Annotated in this window: 16 protein-coding genes; 8 read left to right on the plus strand and 8 right to left on the minus strand. The window is 62.3% G+C overall.

Annotation, left to right across the window (positions count from 1 at the left end):
- The first annotated feature begins 380 nt into the window (after window positions 1-380).
- A complete protein-coding gene (locus tag SB822_RS04970) occupies window positions 381-1,970 on the plus strand; it encodes a diguanylate cyclase domain-containing protein (protein ID WP_410854184.1) in 1,590 nt (529 codons plus the stop codon).
- 21 nt (window positions 1,971-1,991) lie between these two features.
- Here SB822_RS04970 and SB822_RS04975 read toward each other — a convergent pair whose 3' ends face one another.
- Window positions 1,992-2,273, minus strand: a complete 282-nt coding sequence (locus SB822_RS04975; RefSeq protein ID WP_007732825.1) for a DUF6723 family protein — start codon at window positions 2,271-2,273, stop codon at window positions 1,992-1,994.
- A 368-nt stretch (window positions 2,274-2,641) separates the two neighbouring features.
- Here SB822_RS04975 and SB822_RS04980 point away from each other — a divergent pair, with 368 nt between their 5' ends.
- A complete protein-coding gene (locus tag SB822_RS04980) occupies window positions 2,642-2,791 on the plus strand; it encodes a DUF6496 domain-containing protein (RefSeq protein WP_007582875.1) in 150 nt (49 codons plus the stop codon).
- Window positions 2,792-2,863: 72 nt separating this feature from the next.
- Here the strand turns inward: SB822_RS04980 and SB822_RS04985 are convergent, their stop codons facing one another.
- Complete coding sequence (locus SB822_RS04985; RefSeq protein ID WP_007582876.1) at window positions 2,864-3,265, minus strand: GFA family protein; 402 nt, start codon at window positions 3,263-3,265, stop codon at window positions 2,864-2,866.
- 173 nt (window positions 3,266-3,438) lie between these two features.
- Between SB822_RS04985 and SB822_RS04990 the strand changes: the two genes are divergently transcribed.
- Entirely contained in the window at window positions 3,439-5,226 is a 1,788-nt protein-coding gene (locus SB822_RS04990; protein ID WP_410854185.1) for an ATP-binding protein, read from the plus strand.
- Between the two features lie 393 nt (window positions 5,227-5,619).
- Window positions 5,620-6,606, plus strand: coding sequence for a zinc-dependent alcohol dehydrogenase family protein (locus SB822_RS04995; protein ID WP_410854186.1), 987 nt, complete (start codon window positions 5,620-5,622; stop codon window positions 6,604-6,606).
- Between the two features lie 15 nt (window positions 6,607-6,621).
- Here SB822_RS04995 and SB822_RS05000 read toward each other — a convergent pair whose 3' ends face one another.
- The 4 genes from SB822_RS05000 to SB822_RS05015 all read right to left on the minus strand — a co-directional run bounded on the left by SB822_RS05000 (window position 6,622) and on the right by SB822_RS05015 (window position 9,697).
- On the minus strand, window positions 6,622-7,491 hold the full coding sequence (locus SB822_RS05000; protein WP_054933261.1) for a LysR family transcriptional regulator: 870 nt from the start codon (window positions 7,489-7,491) through the stop codon (window positions 6,622-6,624).
- A gap of 334 nt (window positions 7,492-7,825) precedes the next feature.
- Window positions 7,826-8,353: a hypothetical protein gene (locus SB822_RS05005; protein WP_410854187.1), complete on the minus strand. Its 528-nt coding sequence runs from the start codon at window positions 8,351-8,353 to the stop codon at window positions 7,826-7,828.
- A gap of 212 nt (window positions 8,354-8,565) precedes the next feature.
- Window positions 8,566-9,042 (minus strand): DUF1348 family protein, encoded by a 477-nt coding sequence (locus tag SB822_RS05010; protein ID WP_007732839.1) that lies wholly within the window; start codon window positions 9,040-9,042, stop codon window positions 8,566-8,568.
- Between the two features lie 22 nt (window positions 9,043-9,064).
- Window positions 9,065-9,697, minus strand: a complete 633-nt coding sequence (locus tag SB822_RS05015; protein ID WP_079487582.1) for a TetR/AcrR family transcriptional regulator — start codon at window positions 9,695-9,697, stop codon at window positions 9,065-9,067.
- A 117-nt stretch (window positions 9,698-9,814) separates the two neighbouring features.
- Here SB822_RS05015 and SB822_RS05020 point away from each other — a divergent pair, with 117 nt between their 5' ends.
- Window positions 9,815-10,453: a YceI family protein gene (locus SB822_RS05020; protein WP_410854188.1), complete on the plus strand. Its 639-nt coding sequence runs from the start codon at window positions 9,815-9,817 to the stop codon at window positions 10,451-10,453.
- 25 nt (window positions 10,454-10,478) lie between these two features.
- Here the strand turns inward: SB822_RS05020 and tdh are convergent, their stop codons facing one another.
- Both tdh and SB822_RS05030 read right to left on the minus strand, forming a co-directional pair.
- Complete coding sequence (tdh, locus tag SB822_RS05025) at window positions 10,479-11,507, minus strand: L-threonine 3-dehydrogenase (protein WP_079500567.1); 1,029 nt, start codon at window positions 11,505-11,507, stop codon at window positions 10,479-10,481.
- Window positions 11,508-11,525: 18 nt separating this feature from the next.
- Window positions 11,526-12,725: a glycine C-acetyltransferase gene (locus tag SB822_RS05030; protein ID WP_410854189.1), complete on the minus strand. Its 1,200-nt coding sequence runs from the start codon at window positions 12,723-12,725 to the stop codon at window positions 11,526-11,528.
- 143 nt (window positions 12,726-12,868) lie between these two features.
- On the opposite strand from SB822_RS05030, the gene SB822_RS05035 reads away from it, so the two are divergent.
- The 3 genes from SB822_RS05035 to SB822_RS05045 all read left to right on the plus strand — a co-directional run bounded on the left by SB822_RS05035 (window position 12,869) and on the right by SB822_RS05045 (window position 15,186).
- Window positions 12,869-13,483 (plus strand): helix-turn-helix domain-containing protein, encoded by a 615-nt coding sequence (locus tag SB822_RS05035; RefSeq protein ID WP_039900673.1) that lies wholly within the window; start codon window positions 12,869-12,871, stop codon window positions 13,481-13,483.
- Window positions 13,484-13,569: 86 nt separating this feature from the next.
- Window positions 13,570-13,968, plus strand: coding sequence for a DUF2471 family protein (locus tag SB822_RS05040; RefSeq protein ID WP_410854190.1), 399 nt, complete (start codon window positions 13,570-13,572; stop codon window positions 13,966-13,968).
- 159 nt (window positions 13,969-14,127) lie between these two features.
- The gene (locus tag SB822_RS05045; RefSeq protein WP_410854191.1) at window positions 14,128-15,186 is read left to right on the plus strand and encodes a tyrosine-type recombinase/integrase; all 1,059 of its coding nucleotides are present in this window, start codon (window positions 14,128-14,130) and stop codon (window positions 15,184-15,186) included.
- Window positions 15,187-15,253 lie beyond the last annotated feature (67 nt).

Here is a 15,253-nt window from a genome sequence, read left to right on the forward strand (position 1 = left end):
GTCGCGTGATTATAGGCAGCGGATGCAAGCGGCTGCCCGTGAACTGCACGCTCCCATCAGCGCCTCGAATCTGATCTGTGTCTGCGAGAGCGCAGCGCGTATGCACACAGTGTCCGCGAAGTGACAAAAATCATTGAGCGTTGCCCGATTTTTCGTCAATCTCATGTTCGCTCGATGCCGTCCGCGCCGGTTCGCGGGGGAATGAAAGGGTCAGCTCGCAAAGACCCTCGTAAGCAGCACGATCACGATGCGAACAGCGACGCCTCTCGCGGCCTCGCACCACACGCACTGACACTCTGGCCTTTTCGACCGTACCGACGCAAGCCGTGAGCGGACTGCGCGCCGCCGCGCACCGTATTGCCCTCGCCTTTAGACATTGCATGAAAACCATCACGCGTCTCTACCGTTTCCGGATTGCCGGCATACTGTTCGCCAGCGTCGCCGTGCTGATTGCGCTCGCGAGTTGCGGCCTGGCGGGGCTCTCCAGGCTCGACGCGCACACGGACACGCTGTATCGGGGGAACATGCTTCCCATCGCGCAATTGAACGAGCTCCGCGCGGCCTCGCTCGATGCGCGCCGCGAATTCTGGAAGGCGAACCAGTTTCGCGATCCCATGAGGACGGCCGCATCGCTGAAGGTGGTCCAGGCAGACGAGGTGCGCATCGAGAACGCATGGAGGGCGTATTTTCCGTCCGGCGTCAGTTCCCCGCCCGAAGCATTGCTCGCTGGCAAGATCGCGAACAGTCTGCCGACGTTCCGCGCGATTCTCCGAAAAGCTGTCGCGTTACTGGAACGAGGCGATTACGAAGCGGCGGCCAAGTGGTTCGACGGCAACATCGAGTTTCTCAACGGTTTCGATGTGCTCGTAGGCAAGTGCATCGACACCAACACGTTGCAGGCGACGGAGCTTGCCGGCAAAAGCGAATCCATCTTTCGCGCGATGTTCTGGGCGACGTTCGCGTGCATCGTGATCTGTGTGGCGGGCGCGGTCAGCGTGTCGATCTGGCTCATGCGCCAGCGCGATGACGCATTGAGCGAATCGCGCTATCACTTGTGGCTGGCCAATCGCGTGTTCGACCTGACGCGCGACGGCGTGATGATCACTGACTCGCACGGCAATATCGAGCGGGTGAACCCTGCCTTCACGCGGGTCACCGGCTACACGCAACAGGACGTGCTGGGGCGCAATCCAAGGCTGCTGAGCTCGGGCCGTCAGTCGCCCGAGTTCTATCGCGTGTTCTGGCGAAGCCTGAAGGAAACGGGTCACTGGCACGGTGAAGTGTGGAACCGCAAGAAGAGCGGCGACATCTATCTGGAGGCGCTGTCCATTGCAGGCGTGCAAGGACGCGACGGCGGATACACGCACTATGTGGCGATCCTCAGCGACATTACGCAACGCCATCAGCACGAGCAGCGTCTGCGCAACCTCGCCACGCACGACGTGCTGACGGGACTGCCCAACCGCGTGCTGCTCGACGAGCGTCTGAAGCACGCCATCTCCCGCGCGAAACGCCATGGAATGCACATCGCCGTCATGTTCATCGATCTCGACGGCTTCAAGCAGGTCAACGACACGCGCGGGCACGCCGTCGGCGACGACGTATTGAAAGCCGTCGCCGAGCGGCTCGTGCATAGCGTCCGCGAAAGCGATACGGTCGCGCGGCTTGGCGGCGATGAGTTCGTCGTCATTCTGGAAGAGGTCGGGAGCATGCGGCAGATCGAACCCGTGGCGCGGGCAGTGCTCAATGCAGTCGGCCGGCCGATCGCGCTTCCCGGCGCCGCAGTGAGCGTCACACCAAGCATCGGCATCAGCCTGTATCCCGACGACGCTGCCAACGCGGAACAACTGCTTCTGCGGGCGGACCGTGCGATGTATGTCGCGAAGAACATGGGCAAGAACAACCTCTGCTTTTTCTCGACCCTCGAACCGGCCAGCCATCCACAGCCGGCCATGACTGCGACGGCCTAGTGGCCGTTTAGTGCCGGGACCTCACGGTTCAGGATTGTCGAGATCCGACTGCACGACGGTTTCGCCGTGACGTTGCGCGGCTTCGCGCGCCTGGTCGCCGTCGGTGAACGGACCGATGTCGGGCGCGCCCGTGAACGGAAACAGCAACCGGCCATCCGTCTTGCGGACAACCTTCAACTGGCCCATGTACGAACCTTCAGTCGTGCGGCGGTACGTGGCGTAGATCTGATAGTCGTCCGTCGACTCAGGTTTCGAGGCCACAGCATTGCGCGCTTTCGGGAAAATCATCCGTGGCCTTGTCATCTTGCAACTCCCCTCCCTGTGGATGCCGGACTCGGCGCTTTCGTCGGCATACCGGTTGAAATGACGCATTCCTCTGCGCAGTGAATGCACACGAATGCGCGACGGTTCATGCCGACGCGGCAAAAATTGCCGCTGTCGCGACGCCCGCTGTCGAAACGGTATTCACGAGATGCTCCTGTGTTTGACGTCCTTGCATTCCCTTTCAGCAAGCGACGTACCGCTTTTCGGCCGACGCTTCACGAGCGCGATGCGCGGCACGTCTGGCCGCATGTGCGATGTGCACGGCGCTCGTCAGGAACGGCGCATGCTCGAATAGATGAGCCGCAGCGCAACGCCATGCGTCTTTGCAATGGGAAAAGGAGAGCGACATGCCACTCAAGCGAGGCACATCGAAGGAAACGATCGGGCACAACGTCAAGGCCGAAAAGAAGGCGGGCAAATCGCAGAAGCAATCTGTCGCCATTGCGCTGAATCAGGCGCGCAAGTCAGGCGCAAAGATTCCGAAGAAGCACAGCTAGATATCCGATGTGACGCTGCGCGGGCGGATCGATCCGGTCGCGCAGCGCCTGCGTGAAGTGGTTCCGCACAGACTAGTGCGCACGCTCCTCGTCGTATTCGGGACGCACGCCGCGCGGCAGCCACGGTTCCTTGTGCTTGCACCAGAGTTCATACGTGGGCTCGAACAGTCCCGTCTCGTCAAAAGCGCCAAGCGGTAAAGCGATTTCATCGCGATCGGCGTACATCATGAACGCCACCGATCCGCACAGCGGACAGAAATGACGCCGGCCCTGTTCCGAGCTTCGCCACTCGCGCGTGTCGCCCGTCAACGTGACGGCGCTGCGGTCGAAGATCGCGTAAGAGCTGAAGGCCGATCCGTGCACCTGCCGACATGTCATGCAATGACACATCCCGACGCGCATCGGCGAACCGATCGCGCGGAAACGCACGGCGCCGCACGCGCACCCGCCTCCATACGTCTTTTGCTGGTTCATCGCGTCTCTCCGTTGAGGTTGAGCTTTGTTGACACGCAGGGAACATACCAATGATGATGCCGCGAAATTCCGCAGCAATCATCCCGGACGCAACGCCTATACTGCATCGATAAACTCCGGTTCGCCGGGTGCCGGCGCGACGGCACCCGGCGAACCATTCTCTATCGCACATTATGAGTGACGGTATCGAAAGCGCCCGCCGGGCGGGCGTACTGCGCACGGACGATCTGAAAGACCGGCCGGCGCGCGCACCCGATCATGCCGCCGAAGTCCGCACGCTCGTCACCGTCGCAAGCGCGCAAACGGGACGCCGCGACACCTTGCTGCAAGCCATCGCCGATGCGGCGCTCGGCGCGTGCCGCGCAGGCAGCGCGGGCATCAGCCTGCTTGAAACGACGACCGAAGGCGCAGCCGTCTTCCGCTGGCGCGCGGTCGCCGGCGCGTGCGCGGCGTTCGAAGGCAAAACCACAGCGTGGGCCGAATGTCCGTGCGGGATGACGCTCGAACTCGGCGCGCCGCAGCTGTTCGTCGAGCCGCACACCTTCTTCAAGAGCCTGCGCGATGCGGGCGCGGTCATCACGGAAGGCATCATCACGCCGATTCCCATTCGTTGCCCCGCGTCGAAGCCGCTCGGCGCGATCTGGGTAGCGTCACACGATGCACATCGTTTCGATCGCGAAGACGTGCGCCTGCTCGGCAATCTCGCCGTGCTCGCGGGCGCGGCGCTCACGCTGCTCGACGCGCAACAGGCCGCCGAAGCGGAAACCGAGGCCGCGCAACAGGCGCGGCGCGCGCTGGAAGACGCAGCGCATCGGCGCGACGAATTCATCGCGATGCTCGGCCATGAACTGCGCAATCCGATGGCGCCCATCGACAGTTCCATTGCCGCGCTCAAGCTGCTGTGCGCAGGCCAGGAGCAGGCCAACGATGTCCTCGCCATCGCACAACGGCAGATGCGCCAGCTGCGCACGCTCGTCGACGACCTGCTCGATGCCGCGCGCCTGCGGCACGGCAAGCTCGCGATCAAGTACAGCCGCACGTCGCTGAACGAAATCGTGTACGACGCGATCACGGCGCTCAAGCATCACATCGACGCACGCAAGCATCGCCTCGTGATCGAAGGGCTCGATGAGCCCGTTTATGTGCGCGCCGATCATGTACGGCTGAGCCAGGTGGTCGGCAACCTGCTGTCGAACGCGGCGAAATACACGCCTGCGGGCGGCACACTGCAACTGCGCGTGCAAACCGACACGGATAGCGCCGCCGATGAGGCAGCGCACAGCGGCATGGTGTCGATCGTCATCGAGGACAACGGCGTCGGCATGAGTCCCGACGCGCTCGAGCATGTGTTCGAACTGTTCGCGCAGTCGCCATCGAGCGCGCGCCGCTCAGAAGGCGGACTCGGCATCGGGCTCGCGGTCGCGAAGCGGCTCATCGAACTGCACGACGGCACCATTACGCTCGACAGCCAGGGCGTCGGGCTCGGCACGCGCGTCGTCCTGCGGCTGCCGATACTCGACCGTGAGACGCGCGTCGCGCACGATGCAACGGCGGCGTCGGCCGCGGCGAGCGCCGAGCCAAGCCGTATCCTGCTCGTCGACGACAACGCCGACGCGCTCGACGCGCTGCATCTGCTGCTCGAACTCGAAGGTCACGATGTGATCATCGCGCGCAGCGGCCGCGATGCGTTGAAGGTCGCGGCGCAGGCCTTGCCCGAGGTGGGCATCATCGATATCGGCATGCCGGAGATGGACGGCTTCGAAGTGGCGCGCGCCATCCGCTCGAACAAGGCGCTGGCGCACATGTTCCTGATCGCGCTGACGGGCTACTCCTCCGAATCCGACAAGTCGCGCGCGCTCGCGGCAGGCTTCGACTATCACCTGACCAAGCCTGTTTCGATGGAACGGCTCGCCGACGTGCTGTCGCATCGCGATGGCCGGAACATCAGCGGTCTTGTCTGACGTTAATCCCGCTTGCGCTAAAGGTGAGCCGGGACGTGCGCGTCGACGTCACTTTGCAGAGGTCCCGCAAACTCTCACCATTGATCGATCCGCACTCGTCACGGCATCTTTGACGATGCCCGCAAAGCCTTATCCATCAAGGGCTTGCACTTTGTGGCGTTGCGCGTTCCGAGGGCTTTTCGCTCACTCCCGTAAGTTCTCACCTTTACGCCACGCGGCGCGCTTGCCGCTGTCTTCTGTTCGCAGACCCAGGTAATGAACTGCGCTTCCACTTGCTTGTCCACGACCATGCAATTCTGTTTGGTCGTCGTGCTAAATCGTTGATTTACCAGGGTTCTGGATTCGCCGATCATGTCTTCCGTCAACTGCGTTCATCTTCTGCCGGAGCACAACATGTCCATGCAAGCCCTCGTTCTCAGCCAGTACAAAGGTCCCCTCGTACCGACCACGATGCCCATTCCCGAACCGGCATGCGGCGAAGTGCTCGTGCGGATCAGCGCAAGCGGCCTCAATCCGCTCGACACGAAGATTCGCGCGGGCAGCGCCGCGCATGCGCGTCATCCGTTGCCGCTCGTGCTCGGCATCGATCTCGCGGGCGTGGTCGTCGCGCTCGGCGCGGACGTGACGCGCTTCAAGATCGGCGACGAGGTCTATGGGATGACGGGCGGTGTCGGCGGCATCCAGGGTTCGCTTGCGCAATACGCGGCCGTCGACGCGCAACTGCTCGCACACAAGCCGTCCAATCTGTCGATGCGCGAAGCCGCTGCGTTGCCGCTCGCGTTCATCACCTCGTATGCGGGCATCGTCGACCGCGCGCACTTGCAGGCGGGTCAAACCGTGCTCGTGCAAGGCGGTGCGGGCGGTGTCGGGCACGTGTCGGTGCAGTTGGCGCGCGCGCTCGGCGCACGGATCTTCGCAACGGCGAGCGCGCGCGATCAGGATCTCGTCGTGCGACTCGGCGCGACGCCGATCGACTACGCGGCGCGCACGGTCGAACAATATGTTGGCGAACTGACCGCGGGCGAAGGCTTCGATCTCGTCGTCGATACGGTCGGCGGCGCAACGCTCGATGCATCGTTCGCGGCCGTCCGGCATTTCGGGCATGTCGTGAGCGCGCTCGGTTGGGGCACGCATGCGCTCGCGCCGCTGTCGTTCCGCGAGGCCACGTATTCCGGTGTGTTCACGCTGCATCCGTTGCTCACCGGTCAGCATCGCGCGCATCACGGCGAGATGCTCGCCGAGGCGACGCGTCTTGCCGAACAGGGCAAGCTTGCGCCGTATCTCGATCCGCGCCGCTTCGATCTCGCATCGGCGGAACGCGCGTATGACGCGATCACAGAGCGCACTGCGCGCGGCAAGATCGTGGTTGAAATCGAATGAAGGTGGCGGGTCGGCTCACACGTTCGCGAGCCGCTCGATCACGACATCGAGCAACGCGCGCAGACGTGCGAGACGTTTCAGGTCGCGATGGTAGCCAAGCCAAACGTCGCGGCCCGGCGGCGCTTCGCCCAGATCGATGCGCCGCAGGCCCGGCGTGTTGTCGCCGAGCGGACACGGCAGCACCGCAAAGCCGCCGCCCTCGGCGCACATGCGCGCCTGCACGCCGCGGTTGTTGCTTGCGTACGCGATGTGCGCGTTCGGCAGCATCTGCCGGATCCACGCGACGTCGGGCAACTCGCCGAACGCGGTATCCATGGTGATGAGCGACTGGCCTGCGCCATCACCGCGCGCGGGCGCGACGAGATCGATGCGCCCATAGAGCGCGTAGTCCATGTGCATCAGCTTGCGCTGGATGACGTCGGGTTCGTCGAACGGTGTGATGCGGAACACCAGATCGGCCTCGCGGCGCGCGAGGTTGTAGCGGCGAGAATCGGTGATCAGTTCGATCGACATCTGCGGATGGCGCGCAAGAAAGCCAGCGAACACCGGCGTCAGCACATGAATGCCGTACCAGTCCGACGACGAGACACGCAGCGCGCCCGTTAGTTGCTGCTCGTTGCCCGCAAGCGAACGCATGAACGCGTGCGCTTCTTCTTCCATGCGCTCGGCGTAGGTCAACACGGCATGACCTTCGTCGGTCAGCACGAAGCCTTCAGCCGTGCGCTGAAACAGCGTGTGGCCGACGGCTTCCTCGAGCGCGCGCAGACGCCGGCCCATGGTCGGCTGGGTCTGTCCTAGCTGGCGCGCGGCCGCGCCCAGCGTGCCGCAGCGCGCGACGGCAAGGAAGATCCGCACGTCGCTCCAGTCCAGTTTCGAATCATTCATAGACGCCTTCAGCCGCATGCGATAGGTCGCGTTGCCTGCGATTATGAACGGCGTCGGCGAGCTTGCGGTGATCGTCGTGCTCGCTGGATTTGCACAGTTGCCTCGTGAAGGTGAGAGGTTTCAGGAGCACGTCGGATGGGTATCTGGCATCCCGCAAAACCTCACCTTTGATGAGCGCATGCTCGTTGCGAGGCCACCTGTTTGAATGCCGCGCGTGCTTTTGCAGCCTTTATAGCGGGGTTTTGGCGCGTCAGGTGATGCAACTATTGCGTCGCCCGCTCACCGAATGTGTGACTCCCGAAAAGCCTCACCCATCACGACGAGTGAACCGATCTCAGAACTTCACCTTCACCTGAAACCCGATTGTGAAAGGCAGGTTATCGGAAGGGATAGGCGGAATCACAATGAAGTTAGCCCCGACGCGCTTGTATTCGACCATCACGATCGGCGCGGCCACGGGTCCAATCGTGTGATCGTGGCCGAGTCCCCAGTTGCCGTAGTTGTAGCCGGAGATAATGCCGCCCATCACGGCAAGGCGAATGAAGCCCCAGTGCACGAACTCGGGCGCCCACACGCCGCCGCCGTACCACGATGGACGACGCAACGAATTGCGGAAGCCGCCCGCCGTCAGCGCCCATTGCCCGTTGAGCCAGCACTCGACGCCAAGACCAGGATTGAACTGCTCGAAGTCGGTGCCCGGGTCCGGGTTGATGTGATATGAGCCGAGCATGGCATCGACCCACACGCCGCCGCTGCACCAGTCGGCTGCCTGCACACCCGACGCTCCCATCAAACCGATGCCTGCTACCGCTGCCGCCGCGCATGCTCGACGAATCTTGTTCTTGATCTTTCCAAACGGCATGTGCTCTCCGCAACCGGTCGCGCGCCGGCGTCTGAATGTCGCGATTAGTGTCGAATTCCTCTCCAGTCGCGCACTCTACCCCACAAATCTTGCAGTGAGATGGAGTGTGCGCTCGGAACGACAGCACGCGCGCAAACGCCAACGATAGCGAACAAACGGTTACGGTCCGGTGAACGCGCCGCGCGCGCGTTCACCGTCGATATGACCGTGGATTACAAGCCCAGCTCCGTCAGCCCCGGATGATCGTCCGGACGGCGGCCCAGCGGCCAGCGGTACAGCCGATCTTCTTCGCGGATCGGCTTGTCGTTGATGCTCGCGTGGCGAAACGCCATCAGTCCGTTCTCGTCGAATTCCCAGTTCTCGTTGCCATACGAACGGAACCAGTTGCCCGAGTCGTCGTGCCACTCATAGGCGAAGCGCACGGCGATGCGGTTGTCGGTGAAGGCCCACAGTTCCTTGATCAGCCGGTAGTCGAGTTCCCTCGCCCATTTACGCTGCAAGAACGCGACGATCTCCGGACGTCCCGTGGGAAAATCCGCACGATTACGCCATTTGCTATCAGGCGTGTAAGCCAGTGACACGCGCTCAGGCTCGCGCGTATTCCATGCATCTTCAGCGGCGCGCACTTTCTGGATGGCCGTCTCGCGCGTGAAGGGCGGGACGGGAGGACGTCTTTCGATATCAGCCATGATGGTTCCTCGTTGAACTGCGTCAGGTGGACGCTCGCCCATTGGACGAGCGGGTGCTTGCACTGTTGGAATCGAGCAGATGCCCGGCTGCGGCGCGCGCGTCGAGCGCGGCATCGGCGTCGCCGCTCACGAGCGCGACGCCGATCGCGCCGTCGATCAGGATCAGCCATTGCCGCGACAGCCGCGCCGCGCGCCGGCTATCGCCGCCCGTCGATGCGACGTATTCGTCGCATTGCGCGCGCACGAAGGCGAGCAGACGCTCCTTGTGTTCGCGTGCGACGACGCGAATCGGATCGTCAGGCGAAGCGATCTCGCCCGCGGCGTTGAGAAACGCGCAGCCATGAAAATCTTCCGATACGAACCATTCGCGCAATACGTCGAACATGGCGAGCATGCGCGCGCGCGGATGCTTGCCACGGCGTAAGGTTCCTTCGATAAACCATTTCATCCAGCGTTCGTCGCGCCGCTCGAGCGCGGCCGCCACCAACGCATCTTTCGATTCGAAATGCGTGTAGAAACTTTTGCGCGCCGTGCCCGATTGCCGGACGATCGCATCCACGCCCGTTGCGTGAATGCCGCCCGCGTAAATCAGCGCTTCCGCGGCGTCGAGCAGCCGTTCGCGCGCGCTGCCAGTCGTGTCGTCGAGAGTAGCCATGCGCGAAGGGTAGAACGATCATTCTCCTTCGTCAAGTATTCGCTCGCTTCGCATTTGCGGTCACTTCGGCGCTTCAGGCATTATCGTGTTGGAGAACCGTTCAAAAGGATGAGTGTCATGAGCATCATTTTTCGCCGCGCCGTGGCCGCGGTTGCGATGACAGCGGCGCTGGGCGCATGTACGCCGTTGCAGGTCGTCACGCATACGGTCACGCAAACGGAGGCCCGCGTGCCTGTCGGCCAGTACAAGCTTGATCCGCATCACACGAGTGTCACGTTCAACGTCGATCACTTCAAGTACACGCGCTTCACGATGCGCTTCGATCGCGTGACGGGGGAGATCGACTGGAAGGAAGGCGGGCTCGACAAGAGCCAGGTCGCGGTGACGATCGACGCGGCGAGCATCGACACGAATGTCCCGCAGCTGGACAAAATGGTGAAGGGGACGGATATGCTCGATGCGGAGCGCAATCCGCAGATCCGCTTCGTCAGCACGCGTTTCGAGCGCACGGGCGACGCGCGCGGCAAGCTGACGGGTGATCTGACGATACGCGGCGTGACGCAGCCCGTGACGCTCGATGTGACGTTCAATGGCTACGGCGTCGATCCACTGACGAAAGCCGATACGCTCGGCTTTTCAGCGGACGGCCAGTTCAGCCGCTCGAAGTTTGGTCTGACGACGTGGTATCCCGCAGTGGGCGACGATATTCACTTCATCATTCAGGCAGAGGCTGAGCGGCCGCGCGCTGCGAGTTGATTCTATTTATACGCGCGTGGTGCTGTCAGACGGTCCAGTCGAGGATCACCTTGCCGCTTTCGCCTGACAGCATCGTGGCGAACGCCTGTTCGTAATCGTCGACGGCGAAGCGGTGCGTGAGAATCGGCGAGAGATCCAGTCCGCTTTGCAGCATCGCGACCATCTTGTACCAGGTCTCGAACATCTCGCGGCCATAAATGCCCTTGATTTCGAGGCCCTTGAAGATGACCTGGGTCCAGTCGATCGCAGTCTGCGCAGGCGGAATGCCGAGCAACGCGATCTTGCCGCCGTGGTTCATCGCTTCGAGCATCGACGTGAACGCGCTCGGCACGCCCGACATTTCGAGGCCCACGTCGAAGCCTTCCGTCATGTGCAGGTCGCTCATCACGTCGCGCAGCGATTCGCGCGCCACATTCACCGCGCGCGTCGCACCCATCTTGCGAGCAAGCTCCAGGCGGTAATCGTTGATGTCGGTAATCACGACGTTGCGCGCGCCCACGTGCTTCGCGATCGCGACGGCCATGATGCCGATCGGTCCCGCGCCCGTGATCAGCACGTCTTCGCCAACCAGATTGAACGACAGCGCTGTGTGCGTCGCGTTGCCGAACGGATCGAAAATCGCGGCGAGATCGTCGGAGATTTCAGGCGGAATCTTGAACGCGTTGAACGCGGGAATCACGAGATATTCCGCAAACGCGCCTTCGCGATTCACGCCAACGCCAACCGTATTGCGGCACAAATGACGACGTCCCGCGCGACAGTTGCGACAGAATCCGCACGTGATATGCCCTTCGCCCGACACGCGGTCGCCGATCGAAAAGCCGCGCACCTCCTGGCCCATTTCGACGATTTCGCCAACATATTCATGACCGACGTGCATCGGCACGGGAATGGTCTTCTGCGCCCAGTCGTCCCACTTCCAGATATGGATGTCGGTGCCACAAATGGCCGTGCGCGTGATGCGGATCATCACATCGTTGTGGCCCACTTCGGGTTTCTTCACGCGGGTCAACGTGAGGCCCGGTGCGCGTTCGAGTTTTGCCAGTGCTTTCATTGCTAGTGATGCCCCGTTTCAAATCACGCCAAGCGAACGGCCGACGCGTGCGAATGCATCGACGGTCCGATCGATCTGTTCCGCCGTGTGCGCGGCGCTCATCTGCGTGCGAATGCGCGCGCGGCCTTTCGGCACGACGGGATACGAAAAGCCGATCACGTACACGCCTTCCTTGAGCAGCGCGTCGGCCATGTTCGATGCAAGTTGCGCATCGCCGAGCATCACGGGAATGATGGGATGTTCGCCCGGCACGAGCGTGAAGCCGTGCGCGCTCATCGCCTGACGGAAATGCGCGCCGTTTGCGCGTACGCGTTCGCGCAACTGCTTGCCTTCGTCGCTGGCGAGCAGTTCGAGCACCTTCAGCGATGCGGCGGCGATACTCGGCGTTAGCGTGTTCGAGAACAGATAGGGACGTGAGCGCTGCCGCAACAGATCGACGACCTCCTGGCGCGCCGCGATGTAGCCGCCCGATGCGCCACCCAGTGCCTTGCCCAGCGTGCCCGTGATGATGTCGATGCGATCGAGCACGCCGCAATGTTCGGGCGTGCCGCGTCCGTGTTCGCCGATAAAGCCGACGGCGTGCGAATCGTCGACCATCACGAGTGCGCCATAGCGGTCCGCGAGATCGCAGATGCCCGCGAGATCGGCAATGATGCCGTCCATCGAAAACACGCCGTCCGTCGCGATCAGCTTGAAGCGCGCGCCCGCTGCATCGGCTTCGCGCAGCTTCGCTTCGAGATCGGCGAGGTCGTTGTTCTTGTAGCGGTAACGCTTTGCTTTCGACAGACGCACGCCGTCGATGATGCTCGCGTGATTGAGTTCGTCGCTGATGATGGCGTCGTTATCGTCGAGCAGCGTTTCGAACAGGCCGCCGTTTGCATCGAAGCAGCTCGAGTAGAGGATGCAGTCGTCCGTCTTCAGGAATGCGGACAGCGCGCGTTCGAGTTGCTTGTGCACGGTCTGCGTGCCGCAGATGAAACGCACCGACGCCATGCCGAAGCCGTCCTGGTCGAGCCCGTCTTTTGCGGCGGCGATCAGGCGCGCGTCGTTCGCGAGGCCGAGATAGTTGTTCGCGCAGAAGTTCAGCACGTCGGCGCCGCTCTCGAGACGAATATCGGACGATTGCGGGCTCGCGATCACGCGCTCGGTCTTGTGGAAACCATCGGCGCGAATCTGGTCGAGCGTGCTGCGCAGATGCGCGAAGAAGGGGTCACGCATGAAACGGCTCCTTGAATGGACGGCTCTGCAGCGCACCATGCGGCGCGGCGGCCTGTTATAGTCGGCTTCAGTTTTATCGGAAATTTTCGTTTTTTCGAACTAAAGTTCGATATGTCGAACAACTCTAAACGATAGGTCAGGAAATGGCAAGTTCGGGAACGCGCAGGAGTTCGTCGTCTACGGCGGCCACGGCAGCGCAGTCGGTTGCGGCGCCGCCGCGCGTTGGAGAGCAGATTCAACGATTGCGCAGTGAACGCAAAATGACGCTCGACGATCTGTCGCGCGCGGCCGGGGTGTCGAAATCGATGCTGTCGGAAATCGAACGCGACAAGGCGAATCCGACGATCGCCGTCGCGTGGCGGCTGACGAATGCGTTGGGCGTCAGTCTCGATTCGCTGTTTGCACCGCAGAAAGCGCCGGAGCCGGTGGCCGTTTCCGGCCCGCATGAGATCCCGACGCTGAGCGGCCATGACGCGCGATACCAGCTACGCGTATGGGGGCCGATTGAACTGGCGGGGAAATTCGAATGGTACGAACTGACGCTGCAAGCGGGTGGTGCGTTGGTGTCGAGCGCGCATGAGCCGGGGACGCGCGAGCATCTGACCGTGCTGCATGGCTCCATCGATATCGAAGCGGCGGGCACCACGAAGCGCCTGAAGACCGCCGACACCGCACGCTACGTCGCCGACGAGCCGCATGCGATCCGCAACGCGGGGAAAGGCGAGGCCAAAGCCCTGCTTGTCGTCATTCACGGATAGCCTGAATCGCAATTCTGCGGCGTACACCCGGCTTGCGGCGAGTACTGTATGTTTGTACAGTATACGCAGTCCGATGGAGCCGAAGAATGAACGAACTGAACAAGGAACAGGATCTGGCTGCGCTGCGCTTCAAGTCCGCAGCGCGTGACCTCGAACACATCGTCCGGCACATTGCGGCGCGATACATCGTGCAGGAGGTGCCGCTCACCTGGCGGCTTCTGCATGCGATCGAAGCGGAAGCGCTCGCGGATCTCGGTTTTGCCAGCCGGCACGATCCCGTAATGCTTGGGTTGTTTCAACGGCCCGACGACTTTCAGTTCCCCGAGACCGATGATGCCGTCGACTTTGGCCGATCGAATGCGCTGCCGGCTGTGTTCGCGTTCGCTGTCGCGGCTTATGACGCTGCGGAAAAGTCGAAGGCTTCAACGACCAGAAGTCGAGTTACGAGCGATGAGCGCGGCGGCGGGCGAGCATGGGGCGGATGACGTGTTGATCGGACGTGGCTGCGATCTGCGGGCGGCAGGAGTTTATGCGCGTAAAGTCTGCGCGGCCTGCCGAACTGGGACGCCGACGGTTTCCAACACAAAGTATCCCGCCCGTCGACCGACTACAATCGTCCCATGCAACTAACGGAAAGACATACTATGGTCTCCACCGATCCTGTTGGCCCCACTGGTCTATCCGCCACTGGTGCGGATCTATTCGATACGGAACGTCAAGACTGGCTGGTCGATCCGCGCACAGCTTTCGATGCATGGCTCGCCGGGCAAAACTTTCGCCATTCGTCGGCGGAGGTGTATCGCGCGCAGTGGGGACTTTTTCTCGAATGGCTACAGGCGCGTCACAAGAATCTCGTCACGGTCGACATGCGATCGATAGCGGAATTCGTCGGCGGACTGTCGATCCGAAAGCCGCAACGCGCCCGATATCTCCGGTTGATCGAGCGCGTGCTCGACCATGTGCGCGAGATCGAACTCGCATCGACCAACCCCGCGCGATTCATTGCTCAGGATGGCGAAGCGGAATGGCGTAATGCGCGCGACAACGAGCCGACAGGGTTTCTGACCATCGCAGAGCGTTCAGCCTTGATCGCTTATCTTTCTTCGCCCGTGACAAATCTCACGTCGGCCCAGCGCTGGCGCGAGCGCCGCGATCGCGCCTTGATTGCTGTTTTTCTTGGCGGCGGTATCAAAACAGGCGAAGCGCGCACGATTTCGGTTGATTGCATGACAGCGGGTTCGCCGTGGGTCGTGATCGAAGCGCCCAATCCATTGTTCACGCGGAGAACGCGGCTCGCACCATTTGCCGTGTCCGTTCTGGACGCCTGGCTCGACGAACGCAAGCAAGCGGAACTGCCCGGCGAGCTGGTTTTCCCCGCCTCGCCATCGGGTCGTCCAATGCATAAGGCGACGATGCTTCGCGCCGTCGACGCTCTTGTCGAAGCGGCAGGAATCAGTCGATCGCGCGAAGCACGTGCAAGTCCCCACACTTTGCGTAACTCGTTCGCTGCCGATCTGTTCGAAAGCGGGGTGGAACCGGAGGTCGTCGGACAATGGCTTGGATTCGCGCAGGCTGTTTCCGCGAATCGATTGCATCGCGCGTGGAAGACGTGGAATGACCAGGAAAAATTCGACGCCGAAATGCGCCTTGCGGAAACACCAACGTCTTCTGAAGATCCCGAGCAGACGCAGGACCGCGGCTAGACGGCTCCCGTAAACCTTCACCTTCGAAGCCCCGAAAACGCTCACCTCGAGCGCTTTCGGAGAAACC

This window comes from Paraburkholderia sp. SIMBA_054 (assembly GCF_046534875.1).
GTDB lineage: Bacteria > Pseudomonadota > Gammaproteobacteria > Burkholderiales > Burkholderiaceae > Paraburkholderia > Paraburkholderia hospita.

Coding starts and splice junctions, on each gene's coding strand:
- SB822_RS04970 (WP_410854184.1), top strand. CDS start 381: ATGAAAACCATCACGCGTCTCTACCGTTTCCGGATTGCCGGCATACTG.
- SB822_RS04975 (WP_007732825.1), bottom strand. CDS start 2,273: ATGACAAGGCCACGGATGATTTTCCCGAAAGCGCGCAATGCTGTGGCC.
- SB822_RS04980 (WP_007582875.1), top strand. CDS start 2,642: ATGCCACTCAAGCGAGGCACATCGAAGGAAACGATCGGGCACAACGTC.
- SB822_RS04985 (WP_007582876.1), bottom strand. CDS start 3,265: ATGAACCAGCAAAAGACGTATGGAGGCGGGTGCGCGTGCGGCGCCGTG.
- SB822_RS04990 (WP_410854185.1), top strand. CDS start 3,439: ATGAGTGACGGTATCGAAAGCGCCCGCCGGGCGGGCGTACTGCGCACG.
- SB822_RS04995 (WP_410854186.1), top strand. CDS start 5,620: ATGTCCATGCAAGCCCTCGTTCTCAGCCAGTACAAAGGTCCCCTCGTA.
- SB822_RS05000 (WP_054933261.1), bottom strand. CDS start 7,491: ATGAATGATTCGAAACTGGACTGGAGCGACGTGCGGATCTTCCTTGCC.
- SB822_RS05005 (WP_410854187.1), bottom strand. CDS start 8,353: ATGCCGTTTGGAAAGATCAAGAACAAGATTCGTCGAGCATGCGCGGCG.
- SB822_RS05010 (WP_007732839.1), bottom strand. CDS start 9,042: ATGGCTGATATCGAAAGACGTCCTCCCGTCCCGCCCTTCACGCGCGAG.
- SB822_RS05015 (WP_079487582.1), bottom strand. CDS start 9,697: ATGGCTACTCTCGACGACACGACTGGCAGCGCGCGCGAACGGCTGCTC.
- SB822_RS05020 (WP_410854188.1), top strand. CDS start 9,815: ATGAGCATCATTTTTCGCCGCGCCGTGGCCGCGGTTGCGATGACAGCG.
- tdh (WP_079500567.1), bottom strand. CDS start 11,507: ATGAAAGCACTGGCAAAACTCGAACGCGCACCGGGCCTCACGTTGACC.
- SB822_RS05030 (WP_410854189.1), bottom strand. CDS start 12,725: ATGCGTGACCCCTTCTTCGCGCATCTGCGCAGCACGCTCGACCAGATT.
- SB822_RS05035 (WP_039900673.1), top strand. CDS start 12,869: ATGGCAAGTTCGGGAACGCGCAGGAGTTCGTCGTCTACGGCGGCCACG.
- SB822_RS05040 (WP_410854190.1), top strand. CDS start 13,570: ATGAACGAACTGAACAAGGAACAGGATCTGGCTGCGCTGCGCTTCAAG.
- SB822_RS05045 (WP_410854191.1), top strand. CDS start 14,128: ATGGTCTCCACCGATCCTGTTGGCCCCACTGGTCTATCCGCCACTGGT.